The organism is Serratia plymuthica (genome assembly GCF_018336935.1).
Taxonomy (GTDB): domain Bacteria; phylum Pseudomonadota; class Gammaproteobacteria; order Enterobacterales; family Enterobacteriaceae; genus Serratia; species Serratia plymuthica_B.
This window is the reverse complement of the sequence record NZ_CP068771.1, coordinates 2319952-2338837: the sequence shown is the minus strand read 5'-3', so window position 1 is coordinate 2338837 and position 18886 is coordinate 2319952. Positions and strand designations below refer to the sequence as shown.

General features: G+C 51.8%; 16 protein-coding genes. 7 read left to right on the top strand and 9 right to left on the bottom strand.

The features are described from left to right. The first annotated feature begins 866 nt into the window (after positions 1-866). From JK621_RS11100 to JK621_RS11080, 5 genes are all read left to right on the top strand, one after another. Complete coding sequence (locus tag JK621_RS11100) at positions 867-1118, top strand: acyl carrier protein (RefSeq protein ID WP_212559834.1); 252 nt, start codon at positions 867-869, stop codon at positions 1116-1118. 66 nt (positions 1119-1184) lie between these two features. Further along, positions 1185-2441, top strand: a complete 1257-nt coding sequence (locus tag JK621_RS11095; protein ID WP_212559833.1) for a beta-ketoacyl synthase N-terminal-like domain-containing protein — start codon at positions 1185-1187, stop codon at positions 2439-2441. Positions 2442-2480: 39 nt separating this feature from the next. Further along, positions 2481-3743 carry a hydroxymethylglutaryl-CoA synthase family protein gene (locus tag JK621_RS11090; protein WP_212559832.1) on the top strand — a complete coding sequence of 421 codons (1263 nt, stop codon included), beginning with the start codon at positions 2481-2483 and terminating at the stop codon, positions 3741-3743. Between the two features lie 2 nt (positions 3744-3745). Then, positions 3746-4522, top strand: a complete 777-nt coding sequence (locus JK621_RS11085) for an enoyl-CoA hydratase/isomerase (RefSeq protein WP_249337174.1) — start codon at positions 3746-3748, stop codon at positions 4520-4522. 2 nt (positions 4523-4524) lie between these two features. Next, positions 4525-5274, top strand: coding sequence for a polyketide synthase (locus JK621_RS11080; RefSeq protein WP_212559830.1), 750 nt, complete (start codon positions 4525-4527; stop codon positions 5272-5274). Positions 5275-5310: 36 nt separating this feature from the next. Here JK621_RS11080 and JK621_RS11075 read toward each other — a convergent pair whose 3' ends face one another. Further along, complete coding sequence (locus JK621_RS11075) at positions 5311-5916, bottom strand: LysE family translocator (RefSeq protein WP_212559829.1); 606 nt, start codon at positions 5914-5916, stop codon at positions 5311-5313. A gap of 431 nt (positions 5917-6347) precedes the next feature. Beyond that, positions 6348-7205 (bottom strand): alpha/beta fold hydrolase, encoded by an 858-nt coding sequence (locus JK621_RS11070; RefSeq protein ID WP_212559828.1) that lies wholly within the window; start codon positions 7203-7205, stop codon positions 6348-6350. 439 nt (positions 7206-7644) lie between these two features. Between JK621_RS11070 and JK621_RS11065 the strand changes: the two genes are divergently transcribed. Then, positions 7645-8700, top strand: a complete 1056-nt coding sequence (locus JK621_RS11065) for an NAD(P)/FAD-dependent oxidoreductase (protein ID WP_212559827.1) — start codon at positions 7645-7647, stop codon at positions 8698-8700. A 135-nt stretch (positions 8701-8835) separates the two neighbouring features. Here JK621_RS11065 and JK621_RS11060 read toward each other — a convergent pair whose 3' ends face one another. Both JK621_RS11060 and JK621_RS11055 read right to left on the bottom strand, forming a co-directional pair. Then, entirely contained in the window at positions 8836-11922 is a 3087-nt protein-coding gene (locus tag JK621_RS11060) for a multidrug efflux RND transporter permease subunit (RefSeq protein ID WP_212559826.1), read from the bottom strand. An 81-nt stretch (positions 11923-12003) separates the two neighbouring features. Then, complete coding sequence (locus tag JK621_RS11055; RefSeq protein WP_212559825.1) at positions 12004-12903, bottom strand: ABC transporter six-transmembrane domain-containing protein; 900 nt, start codon at positions 12901-12903, stop codon at positions 12004-12006. A gap of 97 nt (positions 12904-13000) precedes the next feature. Here JK621_RS11055 and JK621_RS11050 point away from each other — a divergent pair, with 97 nt between their 5' ends. Then, positions 13001-13591 carry a TetR/AcrR family transcriptional regulator gene (locus tag JK621_RS11050; RefSeq protein WP_212559824.1) on the top strand — a complete coding sequence of 197 codons (591 nt, stop codon included), beginning with the start codon at positions 13001-13003 and terminating at the stop codon, positions 13589-13591. 47 nt (positions 13592-13638) lie between these two features. Here JK621_RS11050 and JK621_RS11045 read toward each other — a convergent pair whose 3' ends face one another. The 5 genes from JK621_RS11045 to JK621_RS11025 form a co-directional block, all read right to left on the bottom strand. Next, the gene (locus JK621_RS11045) at positions 13639-15021 is read right to left on the bottom strand and encodes a carbohydrate porin (protein WP_212559823.1); all 1383 of its coding nucleotides are present in this window, start codon (positions 15019-15021) and stop codon (positions 13639-13641) included. A gap of 224 nt (positions 15022-15245) precedes the next feature. After that, entirely contained in the window at positions 15246-15548 is a 303-nt protein-coding gene (locus JK621_RS11040; protein WP_212560184.1) for a PTS lactose/cellobiose transporter subunit IIA, read from the bottom strand. Continuing rightward, the gene (locus tag JK621_RS11035) at positions 15541-16944 is read right to left on the bottom strand and encodes a glycoside hydrolase family 1 protein (protein WP_212559822.1); all 1404 of its coding nucleotides are present in this window, start codon (positions 16942-16944) and stop codon (positions 15541-15543) included. The genes JK621_RS11040 and JK621_RS11035 overlap by 8 nt, the downstream gene beginning before the upstream one ends. A 20-nt stretch (positions 16945-16964) precedes the next feature. Next, positions 16965-18293 carry a PTS sugar transporter subunit IIC gene (locus tag JK621_RS11030; protein WP_212559821.1) on the bottom strand — a complete coding sequence of 443 codons (1329 nt, stop codon included), beginning with the start codon at positions 18291-18293 and terminating at the stop codon, positions 16965-16967. A 12-nt stretch (positions 18294-18305) separates the two neighbouring features. Next, complete coding sequence (locus tag JK621_RS11025; protein WP_004944534.1) at positions 18306-18620, bottom strand: PTS sugar transporter subunit IIB; 315 nt, start codon at positions 18618-18620, stop codon at positions 18306-18308. Positions 18621-18886: the final 266 nt, after the last annotated feature.

Genomic DNA, 18886 nt, shown 5'->3' with positions numbered 1-18886 from the left:
TATTTCAAAATATTTCAATCAGCTTAAGTATTAACATTTAATTAGCTTTTCTTAATGAAAACAGGAGCGTAAATGTTAAGTCATACTAACCGTTTTTAGCATGAAAGCCCGACTGACAAGCCCACCCCGCTTCGCGGAATGTTGATAAAACGAACAACTGAACTGAGTGGGCAGGGATAACCCCCATCTTGTCCTTAGGGCACGGATTGCGACCCGGACAGCGTAAAGACGCTTGCCGAGAGCGCATTGCCGTATGGTCAAGGAAGGTGCCTGCGGAACAGCTGAGTAACGCGCGCCGCATAATCAATATCGGGTTAAAAATAACAATTAATTGATTTTAAATGAAAAATAACATCATCATCGCCCCCTGCGTTGCTCACTCACCCTGACGGGTATCGAATGCCAAAGTGCGGGCGCAGCGAGAAACACGATAGTGGGCGCCGGCAGCATGGTTCTGCCGCCTGGCGTTGCGATGAGCCTATACCCTCCTGTTGGCAGCTATCCGCCAGGCTGGCCGAGCCGTGAAAGCATTCGGATTGGATACAAAAATGCGCAAAAAACAGGTGCTAACCGCAGGTGACAAAACTGTAAAAAAATTGATAAATACTGATTGACACTCCTTTATTTTCCCTGATATAAGGTTGCCAACAGAGCAAAGAGTTAAACGTTCTTCATGATTTATCTTGGCTATTCTTGGTTATTTCTGGTTAATTTCTCAGGATCAATAATAAAGAAAAGCCGGTTTTCAGATCGAGCTTCATTATCAGAGGATAATTAACTCTGGTGTTTTTCTTTGGCGTTGAAATTAATAAATTCATTCTCATTCATGTTAATTTACACTCCACCATACAAGTCAGGAGCAGCGTATGAGCCCAAAGAGTAAAGAAGACATATTCAACATCATCGTAAAAAACCTACTGGAAACCCTGCCGCACCTGGACGCCGGTACTATTACTCAAGAAGACAGCATGCGAGATTTAGGCGCCAACTCAATTGACCGTGCAGATATTCTTCTCTCCAGCATGGAAGCCATTGATGTCATATTCCCCCTCCACGAAGCCGCTTCTCTTAAAAACATCGGCGAGTTAGTCAGCTTCCTGCACGCCAAAGCGCAGTAACCATTTCATTTGCATATGCTGCTCTGTGGCATAAATGCTCAATCAGTAAAGTAAGACCGGGGGCGTATGATGAACCATGTCGTTGTGACCGGCTTAGGCGTCTCTGCTGCCAATGGAATTGGAATACCCGCCTTTACCCAGGCGCTGAAATCAGGCATCAGCGGCATTAAGTGTCATATCAACGAATTTCCTGCAATCAAGGCCAGCCTGGCGGACTACAGTTACAAAACCGCACTGGCATCTTTACCCCTCTCGCAGGAAACGCTGAATCATGCGTTGCGCCTGGGCGCCAAAGCGCCGCTAAGCGCCCGTTTATCGCTCGCAACCGCGCTCGAAGCCTGGCATGACGCCTTTGCCGACGGGTGCCCCTATCCTCCCGAACGACGTGGGGTCATCATTGCCGGGCATAACATCGAACAAAAGTATCAATATCAAATCCGTCAGTCTTATGTTGATCGCCCCGAGTTTGTTCCCGCCAGCCATGCGCTGTGTTTTATGGATACCAACCAACTGGCGCTGCTCAGCGAGCTTTTAACCCTTCGCGGTGAAGGCTACACCGTGGGCGGAGCCTCTGCCAGCGGCAACACCGGCCTTCTGCACGCCTACCGGCAAATCGCCTCGGGGGTTACGCAGGCTTGTCTGGTCGTCGGCGCGATGGCGGATTTGTCACCGCCGGAAATACAGGCTTTCAAAAACAGCGGCGCCTTGCTGACTGAAGGCGACGCATACGATGCCGCGCGGCTTTGCCGCCCTTTTGATCATAATCGGCAAGGTTTTGTCTATGGCCAAGGCTGCGCCTGCCTGTTGCTCGAAAACGAGCAAAGCGCCAATGAGCGCAATGCGCCGATTTGGGGGCGCGTGCTTGGCGGCAGCCTCTGCCTGGATGCCAACCGCGGCAGCAACCCAAGCAGCGAAGGTGAGTCGCGCGCGATGCGCCAGGCGCTGCTGGCGGCGAATCGCCCTTATGACTCGGTCAATTACATCAATACTCACGGCACCAGTTCATTGCAGGGAGATGAAACTGAAATTGCCGCCATCAAGCACGCTTTTGGCCCCTACCATCGGCAGATTTGGCTTAACTCCACCAAAAGTCTCACGGGACATTGCCTGTACGCCGCCGCCGCCGTGGAAGCGGCCGCCACGTTGATACAAATGAAAGAACGCTTCCTGCATCCGAATTTGAATCTGGAAAACCCCATCGACAATGACTGCCGTTTTGTCGGGCAACAGGCTCAAAGCCAGCCGACCGCCATCGCGTTGAACAATGCTTTCGGTTTCGGCGGCATTAATACCTGCGTTGTGTTGGAACATGTCAGCCAATAACGGCGTAAACCTCCATGTAACCTCGCGAAAAGAGGCATTATGATTTCCGTTGGAATTGAAGCGATAAACGCCTTTTGCGGCTCAAGCTATATCAATGTCAGGGATCTGGCGCAACATCGTCAGCTGGATATATCACGCTTCGACAATCTGCTGATGAAGCAAAAAACGGTCAGTTTACCCTGTGAAGATCCCGTCAGCTTTGCCGTCAATGCCGCCAAACCCATTCTGGATGCTCTGAGTGATGAGGAAAAAAACAGCATTGAGTTGTTGATTACCTGCACGGAGTCAGGCATCGACTTCGGCAAATCCCTCAGCACCTATGTGCATCACTACCTGGGATTAAAGCGAAATTGTCGCTTGTTTGAACTGAAAACGGCCTGCTACTCCGGCGTCGCCGGTTTGCAAATGGCGGTGAATACCATCCTTTCTCAGACATCGCCAGGCAGCAAGGCGCTCGTTATCGCCACCGATATGACGCGTTTCATCCTGGAAGAGGGAAGCGCCGCAACGACCCGCCAGGATTGGTCTTTTGCCGAGCCGAGCGGTGGTTCGGGCGCCGTGGCCATGCTGGTCAGCGACAGCCCGCACGTTTTTCAAATCGATGTCGGGGCGAATGGGTATTACGGTTATGAAGTGATGGATACCTGCAGACCCATTCCCGATATGGAAACCGGGGATTCGGACCTGTCATTATTGGCCTATCTTGAATGTTGCGAAAAAGCCTATCAGGAATACGAGAAACGCACCGCCGACATTGATTATGTGAACACCTTTGGCTATTTGGCCTTCCATACGCCGTTCGGCGGAATGGTCAAAGGCGCTCATCGCAACATGATGCGCAAACTGGTTCGCGCAGCCCCGCAGGATATTGAAGCCGACTTCGCCCGTCGGGTCACTCCAGGGCTAAATTATTGCCAGCGCGTCGGCAATATTATGGGAGCGACGTTGGCGCTTTCACTGCTCAGCACGTTGGCGAATGCCGATATTCAATCAGCACAGCGCATCGGTTGTTTTTCGTACGGTTCTGGCTGCTGCTCCGAGTTTTTCAGCGGCGTAGTCACAGCTGAAAGCGCCCGGCGCGTCAGGCAAATGGGCATCGGCGCTCACCTGGACAACCGCCGGGAACTGACCATGGATGAATATGACGCTTTGCTTTACAGCAACCAGCGCGTCAGCTTCGGCACCAAAAACGTCGAGCTGGATCTGAGCCTGTTCCCGCAAATTCATGCAGGATCGCGAGCTCCTCAACGCCTGGTTCTGAAGCGCATCAACCAGTTTCATCGTGAATATGAATGGGTTTGACCATGTCATCATATCAAACGCTAAGATTGCGGCAGGAAGGCTCGGTCTTGTATCTGCAAATATACCGGCCTGAAGCCAGCAATACGATCAATGAAGCATTTGCCATCGAGTGTCGGGCGGCCATCCGCGAGTTTCGCGATAAAATCAACATATTGGTTGTTGAGGGCTTACCTGAGGTCTTTTGCTTCGGCGCAGATTTGCAGGCCATCGAACAAGGAAATATAGCCGGAAGCGGCAGCGGTGGCCGGCCTCAGGATCCGGAAATCCTTTATTCTGTCTGGCAAGATATGATGAGCGGGCCTTACATCAGCCTTGCCCATGTCAAGGGCAAGGCCAACGCGGGAGGATTAGGTTTCGTTGCCGCCAGCGATATCGTCATTGCCGACAATCGGGCTCTGTTCAGCCTGTCTGAAATGTTATTCGGCTTGTTGCCGGCCTGTGTGCTCCCCTTCCTGATAAACAAGATAGGCAGACAAAAAGCGCATTATATGACGCTGATGACCAAGCCGGTGTCGGCGGAACAGGCCCACTGCTGGGGATTGGTTGACGATTATGGCGATAACAGCGACCTGCTCCTTAAAAAGCATATTCAACGGCTTAGCTGTTTATCAAAATCGGCCATCGTACGTTACAAATCCTACATGGCGGAACTTGATACGCGGGTTGGCGATCAAAAATCGGCGGCTCTGGCGATGAATGTGGAGATTTTTTCGGATGAGGACAACATCAGAAAAATAAACCGTTACATACAAACGGGCAAATACCCCTGGGAGGCCTAGAAATGTCGACAAATGTCATTGATTTTCAGGAGATAGAACCAGGGATCGCCCAGATACGCATGCAAGATCGCGCCTATAAGAACACCTTTTCACGCGCGTTGGTCAATGAACTGATCCTGGCGTTCAAACAGGTTGAAACGACGGAGCGTTATAAAACCGTCATTCTTACTGGCTATGATAACTACTTCGCCACAGGGGGAACTCAGGAAGATCTGTTTGCCTTGCAGGCCGGAAAGGGAAAGTTCACGGACACCAACATCTACAGCCTGCCCCTTGAATGCCCTATCCCGGTCATTTCCGCCATGCAGGGGCATGCAGTGGGAGGCGGCCTGGTAATGGGGCTCTTTGCCGATTTTGTGATTATGAGCAAGGAAAGCATTTATACCGCCAATTTTATGAAGTACGGCTTTACGCCCGGCATGGGAGGAACCCTTATCGTACCGGAGAAACTGGGGCTGGCTTTAGGGGGAGAGATGTTGATGTTGGGGAATAACTATCGCGGCGAAACCTTGAGACAAAGGGGCGTGCCGTTCCCGGTTTACCCCAGGGAGGACGTCGCCGCGGCGGCTTTATCCATCGCCAGGGATCTGGTAAAAAAACCCCGTTTGTCTCTCATCACGTTAAAGGATCATCTGACCCGGAATCTACGCGCCCAGTTGCCGAACTATACCGCGCAAGAAGTTCTCATGCATGAGACAACCTTTTACCAACCAGAAGTTCGGCAAAACATCGACAGGCTATTTGGCAATTAATACATGCGGCCCCTGCTCAACCCGGTTGAGCAATCGCTAAAGCATCATTGATACCGATTTGTAAAACATCGAAGCGGCAAAAAATGAGATAACCAGCGAGGCGCTGCGATAAAAGAACACGGGTTTTAACTTGTAATTCGAGTGCTCATTGAAGTTAATAAGGCTGCCTGAATAAGTCCATATGAGGGAAACAGGCAACAGCGCCAATAACAAACAGAGCATGGCATGAAAGTAACTGTCTTGATAAAGAAAAGCCGATGGAGGAATGATAGAGTCCGCAAATAAAAAAGCCTTCGGATTTAGCAGCGTTGTAATGAATACCGTACCGAAAGTCACATTGCCGCGAACCTGATGAAGCGAAAAGCGCCACACCTTTATCGCCAAATAAGCCGCGTAAAATGCAGACATCAATTTAATGATGCTTAACACCGGATTCCCGTGTTGCGCCAAATAGGTAAAAAAGACTCCCCATGCCGTAACCGCCAGAAAGTACCCTATCCATTCCGATAAAATCAGCTTCAGGCTTTTCACGAAACCCTGCGTGTAACCTGCGCAGAACAGCAATGTATTGGTCGGCCCAGGGACACTCAACAGCAATGCAATGTATAATGTCACTCTTACATATTCATTTTCGCTAAACATGCCTGAAACACCTCGATTAAAATTAACAGAGATTATTCTTGATCACGACACACGGCCTGATTAAACATCAGATTTTCAATTTACATCCGGATAGCGATTCATTGCGGTGCCAATGATTGCAATGATTAATACATGGATGGAATTCTCAGAGAGAATAAACAGTATCCATTATAAATTAAAATAAAACAACGAATGAGGTAAAATAAAAATGAAATCAAAAGCGGCACGCGACAATGGCCTGTTGCACCATTATTTCCGTTTCGGTCTCTTAATGCCGATAGCATCCTGCGGCGGCCATGCGCGGCAAAACGCGCTGCGGGTAGCCGTTAGGATTAGGCTAACCCCTTGCAAGCTTAAATGCGCACACGAAAATCATAATTACATGTATTTAAAATGAAGTTTTATCGGTTCGCGCGTCGATGAAGGCACGCTCACGCCAGTTCTGCTATGCCGGGTATCATCTGCATGAAATCATAGAGCGCCATATTGAATCCGCTATTATTTTCAATGACCAATCCGTGGCCGGATTTAGGCACGTTGTAATACTTCGAGAGCTTGAAATCGCGAAGATAATCTTGCGCCTGATGTTCGCTGACAAACGAGGAGAAACACCCTCTGATTATCGAGATAGGAATTGAGCAAGCCATGACCGGCGATCTCTCATTAGCGCGGTGATTTTCACTATTATTTAAAATGCGGGGGTCCGCATGGAAAAAATAGCTGCCATTTTTTTTGACCAATAGCTCAGCTGCCAGCCACTTAATCTCTTTTCCCGGTAATAATGGCCTGGTATTGCTGATGAAACCGGCATATTCATCAATCGACCATGATCTTATCACCGACCTTTCGAAATTTCTCGCCACGTGGTTTGATGACGTACCGCCACTCATTTCCGGGCAGAAATCAACCATCACCATTCCACACACCCCGGATATTTTTCTTTTCAGCAGCTCATGGGCAATTCTCCCCCCCATAGAGTGCCCAATTAAAACAAGCGATTTTATATTCAATTCATTTATAACGAACTCAACGTCATCCGCATAATTGGCAGTATTGTAGTTGCCATCTTCACGCCAGTCTGATCGCCCATGGCCGCTCAGATCGATGGCAATAACATCGCAATTAAACTTACTCGCGATTTCCTGGGCGGTTTTTGACCAAATAAAAGAAGCCTCAGCAAACCCATGAATCATCAGCAAAGTAGTGACGCTATTGCTCTTCGTGTAATGGTAATAAAAAATCCGTCTCATGGAGGCGTGACGCAAAAAACCTCGATTGGAATCAAACATTACTGCCACTCCTGATTGGAAAGTGGTGTTCAAAGAAAAGAGATAATAGCGGAAAATCATCCAGAAGCTACTCCCCTGGCAGATAACGCAATGAGCTCGGCCCAAACACCCTTCTTTTTTGATCGCGCTACGTGAAATCTGATAAAAATTGGCATATTTGGTCTTACAGAACGCGCCAACATGCACCGAAAAAAATCATACTCAGCACCGCTTTTGTTCGAGAATATTTTCTCACGGACAATAACGTTTCGCCGACTGAGGTTGGCCGCTGGCCTTCAAATGCAGCATGGAGTAATGCTCATAGTGGCCAACGCCATTCTTCACAATGAGATATTCCGCTGTGAGCACACGCGCAGTCAAGATGGTGATACCGGAATGATATAGCCTACGAGGCTGGCAAAATTCTTTATTGAACGGACAGTGACGCGAGGGATTCGGTATGTGTTCCACAGAAAAACACATGATTGTTGCAGGCGCGGGAATTATGGGGGCATCGATAGCCTATCACCTGGCCAGTTGCGGGATAAAAGTGACCGTTATCGATAAAGGCCAGCCCGCGTCGGGGGCCACCGGCAGCTCTTTTGGCTGGATCCACAGTACGGTGAGTGATGATGCGCCGGATGCCCTTCTTCGCCGCGCCTCGGTGGCGGATTGGCACCGGCTGGAAAAAGAGATCCCGGAACTTTGGGTGAACTGGACGGGAGCGCTCAGTTACGACGATTTTTCACTGGAGAGCCAGGCCGACGCTCGCTTGCTTCGTCAACCGGGCATCTCCCGGCTTGAACCCGCGCTGAATAACCCGCCGCAACGCGCTTATTATGCGCAGCAAGATGGGGCCATTGATCCTATAGACGCCACCCGTGTCCTGCTGGATAAAGCCCGTACTCTCGGTGCCACGCTGAAAACTCAGGCGGCGATAATCGGGTTTACTCGAGAGGGAAACAACATTACCGGTATCGAGACTCAGGAGGGCATATTGCAGGCGGATTGCCTCATCCTGGCATGCGGAACGGGCATATCACCCCTGCTCGATTCCATTGGTACCCTGCTCCCGATCACAGCTTCACCGGCCATCTTATTGCGATACGGCGCGACAGGCCACGTGGTTAACACCTTGATTTCAGGCCATGATATAGAAGTTCGCCATACCCGCAACGGGGATATTTTAGCCGTGGAGGATTATCCGACAACAGGCGGAATTGATGGCGTCGCCTCTGACACGCTCACGGCGATGAAAATCGCCTTAAAAGGCACAGAGTCGGCACAACTGCTTAGCCAATCGGTGGGACAGCGACCTGTGCCGGCAGATGGATGCCCGATCATCGGATTCATAGGTGACATAACAGGTGTTTACGTGGCGGTTATGCATCCGGCAGTGACCTGCGCAGCCACTCTGGGGAGGATGATAAGTGAAGAGTTGGTCACCGGTAAGTCGCTGGAAATGCTTGAAAGCTATCGGCCGGCGCGCTTCTTCTCTGGTCAGGGCAATACGTAGCCGGTTCACAAGGTAGCCAAGCACAGCCCTATTCGTGCAGGCGGCGCGTCGCTCGGGTCCGTTGGCCGATATCCGCCGTCTGTCACTCTGAGCCATACCCTGCACCGGGCCATTTCCGATGCAGGGTATACGCATTTACTTTTTTTCAAACAGACGCATGACGGAAATATAAAACACCGGCACAAAAAATATCGCCAGCAACGTCCCGCTGATCATACCGCCAAAGACGCCCGTACCAATGGCATGCTGGGTTTTGTCACTGGCGCCGGTAGCGAGCATCAAGGGTACGACACCCAGCGTAAAGGCCAGTGAAGTCATCATAATTGGCCGCAGCCGTTGTTTGGCCGCCAGCAATGTCGCGGCAATGATATCCATACCCTGAGCACGCAACTGCCGGGCGAACTCGACGATCAAAATGGCATTTTTGGCAGAAAGTCCGATGATGGTGATCATCCCCACTCTAAAAAAGACATCATTCGGCATGCCCGCCACGATGACCGCACATACCGCCCCTGCCAGGCCCAATGGCACGACCAACATCACCGCCAAAGGCGTTGACCAGCTTTCATAAAGCGCGGCCAGCACCATAAATACGACCAGGATAGAGAGCAAAATAAGCATGGGGAGCTGAGCGGTGGATTCTTTTTCCTGTAACGAACTGCCGGCCCATTCGGCTTTAAACCCCTGGGGCAATTCGCTCGCCAACCGCTCCATTTCCGCCATGGCGGCACCGCTGGACTCACCAGGCGCCGCGCTGCCCGTCACCTTTAACGCAGGATACCCCTGGTATCGGTTTAATTGGCGTGGTGTCTGAGTCCAGGCAGCAGTAACGAAAGCGGAAAGTGGCACCATGTCGCCCGTTTTGTTTTTGACGGAAACCTTCAGTAAGTCCGTTAACTGCATTCTGTAAGCGGTGTCGGCCTGGACGATAACCTGCTGAACGCGGCCGTTGTCCGTATAGTCATTCACATAATAAGAACCCGAAGCGGCAGATATCGCCTGGCTAATATCGTCAAAAGAAACGCCGAAGGCTTCCGCTTTTTCCCTGTCGACATTCAGTGAAACACTGATGCCCTCCGCTAAGCCATCAATGTAAACATCCATTAATATCCAACGTTGATTGGCAAGCTCGACAAGCTTTTCCGTCGCCTGCCTCAACGCGGAATAACCTTTTCCGGCACGATCTTCAATATACAGCGTGAATCCCGACGAGGTCCCCATATCGGAAATAGCCGGTGGCAACAGGCTTAGGGTGGCGGCGTCAGGTACGCTGCTTAATGTTGCCTGAACAAAATCGGCTTCGTCCTGAGCGGTCTCGCCGTTCCGATATTGCCAGTCTTTTAACGTGGTAAACGCCAGCGCCGTATTGGGGCCCGATCCCGAAAAGCCAAAACCGAGGATCGAGATATTGTTCGCGATCACCGGACGCGTCGCTATGGTAGCTTCGAAGCGCTCCACCACTTCGCGCGTCCGCGCCATAGTGGCATCTGAAGGAAGTTGAATCGATGACATAAAATAGCCCTGATCCTCTTCCGGTAAAAATGATGAAGGCAGGTTTTGCAAGGCCACCAGCAGTGCGCCGCAAATAGCGACATAAAGCAGTATCGTTCTCCCGGTACGCTTCAACACATATCTCAGTCCTGACTGATAACGAACGGACAAGGCGTTAAAATAGCGATTGAACCCGCGTGAAAATTTGCCGCCGGGGCCTTCTTTTTGGCTGTGCGGTTTCAATAAGGACGCGCAGAGGGCCGGTGTCAGCGTCAGGGCCAAAAAGGCTGAAAACAGAATGGACACGGCCATCGAGAGCGTAAACTGTCGGTAAATGACGCCGACCGAGCCGCTGGCAAAACCCATCGGGATAAATACGGCAGTCAACACCAGGGTTATGCCGACAATTGCGGGGGTAATCTCCTTCATTGCCTCGCGTGTAGCCTGTTTCGGCGACAGCGCCTTTTCTTCCATCAGGCGCTCCACATTCTCTACAACCACGATCGCATCATCCACAATAATGCCGATAGCCAATACCATGCCGAACATTGTCAGGACATTAATGGAAAAACCACTGAACAGCATGATGGTGAATGTGCCCAGCAACGCCACCGGCGCCACAATGGCGGGAATAAGAGTGCAACGTATTTTGTGCAGAAAAAGCAGCATCACCAGGAAGACCAGCACCATCGCTTCAATGAAGGTCTGGACGACTTTCTCGATCGACAGTTTGACAAACGGTGCCGTATCGAAAGGAACAGAGAACGTCATCCCCTGCGGCAGGTTTTCCGAGAGTTCAGCAAGGCGCGCATGGACCCCTGCTGCCGTACTGATGGCGTTCGCGCCAGGAGCAAGCTGGATCGCAGCCGCCGTCGCGGGCAAACCATTCTCACGGATCGCAAATGCATAGCTTTGCAGACCTGACTCCACTCGAGCGACATCCGCCAGCGTTAAACGCGAGCCATTGCCGTTCGCTTTAATCGTAATATTGCGAAATTCCGCCAGAGAAGAGAGCTGCCCTTTCACCCTAAGTGGATAAGTCACCCGTTGCCCGGTTACCACCGGCTCATCACCAATGCTGCCCGGCGAAACAACAAGGTTTTGTTGGCTAAGCGCAGTGGTCACATCATTAACCGACAGCTTATAAGTGAACATTTTGACGGGGTCCAGCCAGATACGCATGGCCTTTTCTGCCCCAAATAACTGGACTTTACCGACCCCAGGTACCCGACGCAGCTCATCAGTGACATTACGGGCAAAATAATCGCTCAGATCGGCTTCCTGATATTGTCTGGAAGGTGACTTCAACCCCACCATCATCAGAAAGCCCGAGTTTGCGGCCTCAACGTTCACGCCATTTTGGCGCACCACTTGCGGGAGGCGAGGTTCAACCACCTTTATTTGGTTCTGAATATCCACCTGGGCGAGTTTGATGTCTGTGCCGGGTTTAAACGTCACCGTAATGGACGCAGTCCCCGACGTGTCGCTGGACGATTCAAAATAAAGCAGGTTATCGACCCCCGATATCTCACGTTCAAGAAGGGAGATCACTGAGGTGTTCATCGTCTCGGGCGCAGCCCCGGGATAGGTAGCGGTTATCGTCACGCTGGGCGGTGCAACGGCCGGATATTGGGCCACCGGCAATTGGGGAATGGCCAAAATACCGCCAAGAATAATGAATAGTGCTATCACCCAGGCAAAAACTGGCCGTTCAATAAAGAACTGCGACATTTAATGATACCCATATTGATTTAAAAGCGATTTAGAGACCCGGTATATGTTCTTCATTCATAGTTAAAAAACCGAAAAGCGTTAACCTCCCACCCCGGTCTCGGTATTCACCCGCTTACCAATGTCTTTAAGCTCTGAGTATTTTTCCAATAGCTGCGGGCCATCATCAAGGCTGGTGGCAAACATCCACATATACGTCATTACCGAGTAAATATGGCCGGCAGTGATGCCCGCTGATTGAGTCATCCATGCAATGGTCAGGCTAAACAACAAGGCAACAAGCGCACCAATCGACAAATACCCCAACGCTTCGCGATCGGAGAGCCGTATGCGCAATTTGGCAAGTGTCGAATAATGCCTCTCGAGGGAAAGCACGGTGGCCTTATTAACGAAATCCACTTCTTTTTCAAGGCGGTTATTAAGCTTGTTGTACAGCACTTCGTTTTTATGGGCATAACGGGAAAGGAAACAGGCCAGAAAGGTCAGTATGACCAGACAAGCGACACCCGCCCAGAATTCAATGACCAGCAGCATCACGGCGGCCCCTAGCATGGCGGCCAGCGACGTGATAAGCGTAGGCAAATGCAACTCGAAGAAATCGACGAACTCTCTCGATAACGCTACGCGCGCGGCCACGGTTGAAGGGTTGAGCCTGTTTTTGCGTTGCGTCATGACCACAGATACCGCCAAAGCGGCATAAATTCTGGCAAAGGTGCGTGTATCAACGCTTCGCCGTGCAGCGCCAAGACACCACATGAATAAGATCATCACGCCATACAGCATCGCGTTTAACATCTGCCCCGACAAAATGGCATTAATGGAAATGCCGGCCAGCATCGGATACAGCAGATACATGACGTTCTCTGCAATAACCAGCAGGAAGGTAAAAAACAACTTTTTTCGGTGGCGTCTTGCCAGTGATTTCAATGTGTTGGATGCGCTGCCAGCCACGGGCGGTGCCGTAATGTTTTGACTGTTCATTGTGGTTGTTTCTGTTAAAATTAAAATTAGAGCGGTTGCTCAAAACAATGAAGTCATGCTATTTGAGCAATTGCTCAAAGTCAATGGGAGGAAAGAGATGAAAGGCAAGTCTGAGCTGATGAGAGACAAAATTCTGCATGGCGTTGTGGAACTGTTTATAGAAAAAGGCATTGAGAAAGTCACCACGCGCGAGCTTACCGAGTACGTAGGCATCTCTCGCAGTCATATTTATCACTATTTTAAAGACTGGCAATCCCTGTGCATCGAGGCCTTAACAAACTTCATGCACCGCGAACTGGAAGAATTCCGCACTCTCATTGCGCCCCTACCCGCCGCTCAGAAACTGCAAGAATTTATTGATGGCATGATATCCGAAACGCCTGACCCCACCAGGAAGCTGTATGGTTCCTTATGGTTGCTTTCCACACATAACGAAGCCTACTCGGATCTGATGCAGTCTTTTTTAGCCGAGTGGCATCAGGTGCTGACTCATATCATCGAATCAGGCATGGAGGAAAAAACGTTTCGCCACATTGATGCGCAACGCGTAGCGCGGCAGCTGGACGCCATGCTGTTTGGTTACGGTGAACATCTTTTCACTCTGCCTTCTGCGCAAGCGTTGAAACAAGCGGAAGAAGACATTGACGATTTCATTCAACGAAACTTGCTGCTCATCGACAGCAAATAGACGGGCAACGAGGTGGCCGCCTCTGCAGCCACCCCGCGGGTCTGTCATCAGAACCAGGCTTCCCACATTGCGCCGACGTTGAACGAATCCAACTGGGTATCGTCGTCGGTGCCGTTCACGCGGGCGGTATGTTTGTTATCCACCTCGCCGCCGGTAACGTAGAAGCGCAGCATAGGGCGGAACTCCGGCCCCATCGCAATCGAAATATTCTGCGACAGCGTGAGTTTCCAACCGTGGTTATCGCCGCCCTGGTCGTAGTCTACCCGTTGGTAGCCCGCTTCCAGCCAGGTTGAATGCACGTCGTTCCACCAATACATCGGCCGCACAATCGCGCCGTAGTTGCGGCGATTGTCCGTGCCGTCCGCGTCGTTGGAATAATCGTGGAAGGCGAGCAGGTATTCCACCTGCGCCTGTTGGGTAAACTTGTAGTTCCCCTCGAAGCTGGCGTAAACCGTCGTCAACTCGTCCGTTTTGTTGTAGACGCTGTTATCCGCATGGTCGGAGTAACGGGCGATGACTTTATTTACCCCTTTGTCGCCGGTATGGCTCAGCACCACGCCGCCCTGCCAGGCTTTCAGGCGCTTATCGCTTTCCACCGCTTTCGAATCGAAGCCATAGTTGGCGTACAGTTCCAAATCCAAGGGTCCGATCTTCATACCGTGAATTTTCGAGGTCAGCGCATAGTTGCCTTTATCGCCGGTGCCGGAACCGCCGGTACAGGTGATACGCGACGGGTTGGCTTCGTCTTCCGCCACTCTCGGATCGCAGGATTCAACGGCAGCGACGGCGGCGACGTCAAACTGCACGCCGCCGATATCAAAGTTCTTCACCCCCGCGCCCTGACCGTCGTGATTCATCCAAAAATAGTCGTTGATGCCCTGTTGGGGGCGCTGATGAAAATCGCGGCCGGCCCACAGATAAGCGTTCGGGTTCGAGGCCAGAATATTGGTGACGCCGGCATAGGCTTTCTTGAGGTTTACCTCATCGCCCCAATGGTCGATCATCACATTGATATCCCAGATGGCGCCGTTATCGCCTTTGAACGCTTTAGAGAGCTGGAATTCGCCGCCATTGCCTTCGTTGCCCAAGCGGCCCAGCGCGGACGCGCCGTTGTAGGAACCGTCAACGCCGACGAATTTCTGATCGCCGCCCTGGAACTGCGCACCATAGCGAGCGTAACCGGAAAATTTGACGCCAAACGGGATCGCCATATCCGGCGACTGGGCGGTGCTTTGCGGTTCGGTAATCACGTCAGCCTTTTTGTTTACGGCGGCATCTATTTTCGCCTGCCGCTGCGCCAGGGCTTTATCGACAGCTTTGGCCACAATGGCATCGATTTGTTCTTGGGTAAATTCTTGAGCAAGTACGGATCCAGAGCAAAGCGCGGCCATTACCGCCAGCGCTGTTGGCAATTTATTATATATTTTCATGGTTATCTCAATTGTACACACGCGATCCTCTCCGCCGCCCGAGGGCAGCGTTAATAATGTTGTGTGGGCTGGTTTATTTTTAGATAACAGCCATCCTGTTCTGGTTTTTTTTAAAAAAACCGTGCTATCACCAAAACAAGCTGATTCTTTATTATTGATATGGGTACAGAACAGTTAAATGATTTTCGTAATTATTTCCCCTTATTGGAATAAAAAATGTGTCATTAACGTTGATAAAGATGAACGATCTCTTCCGATAATTCCCGCGCCAGTAAAGACGTCATTAAATGATCCTGCGCGTGCACCATAATTAAGGTCATCGGTTGCCGGGCCTCGCCGGCATCCTGCTCGATCAGCCTGGTTTGCATCTGATGCGCCTGGCGCGAAAAACCATCGGCCTGCTGCAACAGCGCTTTGGCTTCGCCGATGTTGCCTTCACGCGCAGCGCGCAGTGCCTCAAAGCACAGGCTGCGCGACTGCCCGGCGTTGACGATAATCTCCATGACCGCTTCTTCCAGTTCAATCATCATTGCTCTCCCGTTCGTTAAACCCATTGTCTGCGGCGGTGGCGGCAAACCACTCTCCGCTTTTCTTGACGGTGCGTTGCTGGCTGGCTAAATCCAATTGCACCAGACCGTAGCGATTTTTATATCCGTTGCACCATGACCAGTTATCAATAAACGTCCACATGTGATAGCCGAGGCAATTACTGCCTTCGCTAATGCCTTTATGCAGCCATTTAAGGTGTTCGGAAACAAATTCAATGCGGTAGCGATCGTTGATTTGGCCGTTTTCCACAAAGCGTTGTTCGTTTTCCACCCCCATGCCGTTTTCGGAAATAAAACAGCGTGGATTGTCATAATTAACGCGCAAGTTTGTCAGAATGTCATAAATACCCGGTTCGTAAATTTCCCAGCCGCGGTAAGGGTTCATTTTTCTGCCGGGCATTTCATAGTTTTCGAATAACCATTCGGGCATAAAAGGCGCCAGCGGGTTTACGGCACTGTCACGGCATTTCACGCGGCGCGGCTGGTAATAGTTCACGCCGAGCAGGTCAATCTTTCCTTCGGCGATCAGCGCCCGATCGCCGGGCAGGCAGGCCGGGAGCTGATCCCAGGTTTTCAGCAATGCCACCAGATCGGCCGGATATTCGCCGCGCAGCACCGGGTCGAGGAAACTGCGGTTAAACAGCAGATCGGCGTGGTGCGCGGCATTCACATCCGCCGGATTTTGCGAACGCGGGTAGGATGGCGTCAGGTTCAGCACGATACCGATCTCCCCGGCGTAAAGCCCGGCGCGAAACGCCCGCACCGCCGACGCATGCGCCAGCACCGTGTGGTATGCCACCGTCGCCGCCCGCTTGAAATCGACCACATTGGGGTAGTGGAAATCATACAGGTAGCCGCCTTCGACCGGCACAATCGGCTCATTGAAGGTGAACCAATGCATTACCCGGTCGCCAAACAGCTCAAAACAGACCTGCGCATAGCGGCTAAAGGCCGCGACCACGTCGCGGTTTTCCCAGCCGCCCTTCTCCTGCATCGCCATCGGCATATCGAAGTGGAACAGCGTAATAAACGGCTTGATGCCCTGCGCCAGCAGTTCATCAATCACGTTGTTATAAAACGCTACCGCCTGCGGATTCACGTCGCCCGTTCCGTCCGGGATCAGCCGCGACCAACTCAAAGAGGTGCGAAAACTGTTATGGTTGAGCTGCTTCAGCAGCGCGATATCCTGGCGCCAGTTCCGGTAAAAGGTTGACGTTTCCTGCGGCCCCACCTGCTGATGAAAGCGCCAGGGTTGATTGGCGAACCAGCTGTCCCAGATTGTCGGGCTTTTACGGCCCTGTAGGCTGTCGCCTTCGGTTTGCAGCGCGGAGCTGGCGCTGCCCCACCAGAAGTGCTCGGGAAAGGCGTATTTCATGATTAGGTTCTCCATAAATATCAGTTGCTGCTGAGGGTTCCGGCCAGCGGTGCGCCGTTCTGCGCTTTTTGCTCTTCGGTTTTCATTAAAGAGCGCTCGTAGGCACGCAGGAACGGCAAGTACATCAGGGCGGACATCACCATACAGATGACGCACATCACCACCGGGCTGAACGCCCAGTTCGCCGCCCAGGATGCGCCGATGGGCGCCGGCGTGGTCCACGGCGTGAGCGAGACCACTTGCGCCAGCCATCCCAGACGCGTCGCGGTATAGGCCAGTACGGCGTTGACCAGTGGAACGCAAACGAACGGGATGAACAGCATCGGGTTCATGATGATCGGCGCGCCAAACAGGATCGGCTCATTGATGTTAAAGAAGCTCGGCACCACGCCCATCTTGCCGATGGTGCGCAGGTGCGCAACGCGGCTGCGCAACAGCAGGAAAGCCAGCGGCAACGTCGAACCGACGCCGCCAATCAGCAGATAGTGATCCCAGAAACCCTGTAAATAAACGTGTGGCAATGCCGTTCCGGCCGCCAGCGCAGCCTGATTTACCGACAAGTTCGCCATCCAGAACGGGTTCATGATGCCGGTGACGATCAGCGAGCCGTGAATGCCGGCGAACCAGAAAATCTGGCACAGCAATACCGACAGCAAAATGGCCGGCAGCGAATCCGAGGCGGACACCAGAGGTTCCAGCAGATGCATAATCGCCTGCGGCAGGATCATGCCGGTCTGCGCTTCGATAAACAGATTCAGCGGATGCAACGTACCAATCACCACCAGCACCGGGATCAGGATCTCAAACGAACGCGCCACGCCGGTGGGCACCTCTTTCGGCAGGCGGATGGTGACATTGTTCTGCTTGAGCCAGGCGTAAACGCGGGTTGAGTAAATGGCGGTGATCAGGGCGGTGAAAATCCCTTGCCCGGAGAGGTACTGGGTGGATATTTTGCCGTCCGCATAAGGGGCAGCCACCAGCAAAAAGGCCATAAATGCCAGCAGGCCGGACATCACCGGATCGAGGTTAAACTGCCGCCCGAGGCTGGCGCCAATCCCCACGGAGATAAAAAAGGTCATCACCCCCATGCTCAGATTGAACGGCAACATCAGTTGTGCGCGATAAGTCTGCGAAAAATCCAGCCAGCCACGCGCAAAGCTGTTCGTGGTGTCGGCGGAGAACGGCGGAAAGATAAAGACCAGCATGAACGAGCCAATAATCATAAACGGCAACGCGGCGGTAAAGCCATCGCGGATGGCGATGACATATTTCTGCTGCCCCAAACGTCCGGCCAGCGGGGTGATGGATTGCTCGATGACGGCAATCATTGACTGATATAACGAACTCATAGGAACACCTTTTTAGTGCGCCGCTGCGATCAGCGACAGAGCATAGTCCAGTACCTTTTCACCGCGCTGCATGCCGTAGTCCATCGGATCAATGGGCTGAACGGGTATGCCTTGGACGGCAGCCTTTTCTGACAGTGTTTTAAGCATATATTTGACCTGTGGCCCCAGCAGCACCACCTGGTAGCGTGGAAACTGCGTATCGAACTCGGCCACCCCATAGGCGTCGATCTCGACCGGCAACCCTCTTTCATTCGCCGCCTCCACCATTTTCCTGACCAGCAGGCTGGTAGACATCCCGGCGGAACAACACAGCATAATTTTGTACATCGACAACCTTCCTCAGCGGGTAAATAACGTGAATGCGGGAATGATTGGATATCATACGGAAACCGTTTTCCATTCGGTGAGAGTGGAAGTGTGATACTCATCATGATCTAGACGCCGCAAGGGTTTTTTATTGGATTCGCATCACAGATTTTTGTCCCTTCATGAAGGGTTTTGACATGATGTGGAAAATCGGTTTCCATGAAAAAAAGAAAACGGTTATACTGCTGGCGGCGATAATCTGAGCCATTACCGGATGGGTTTTTACA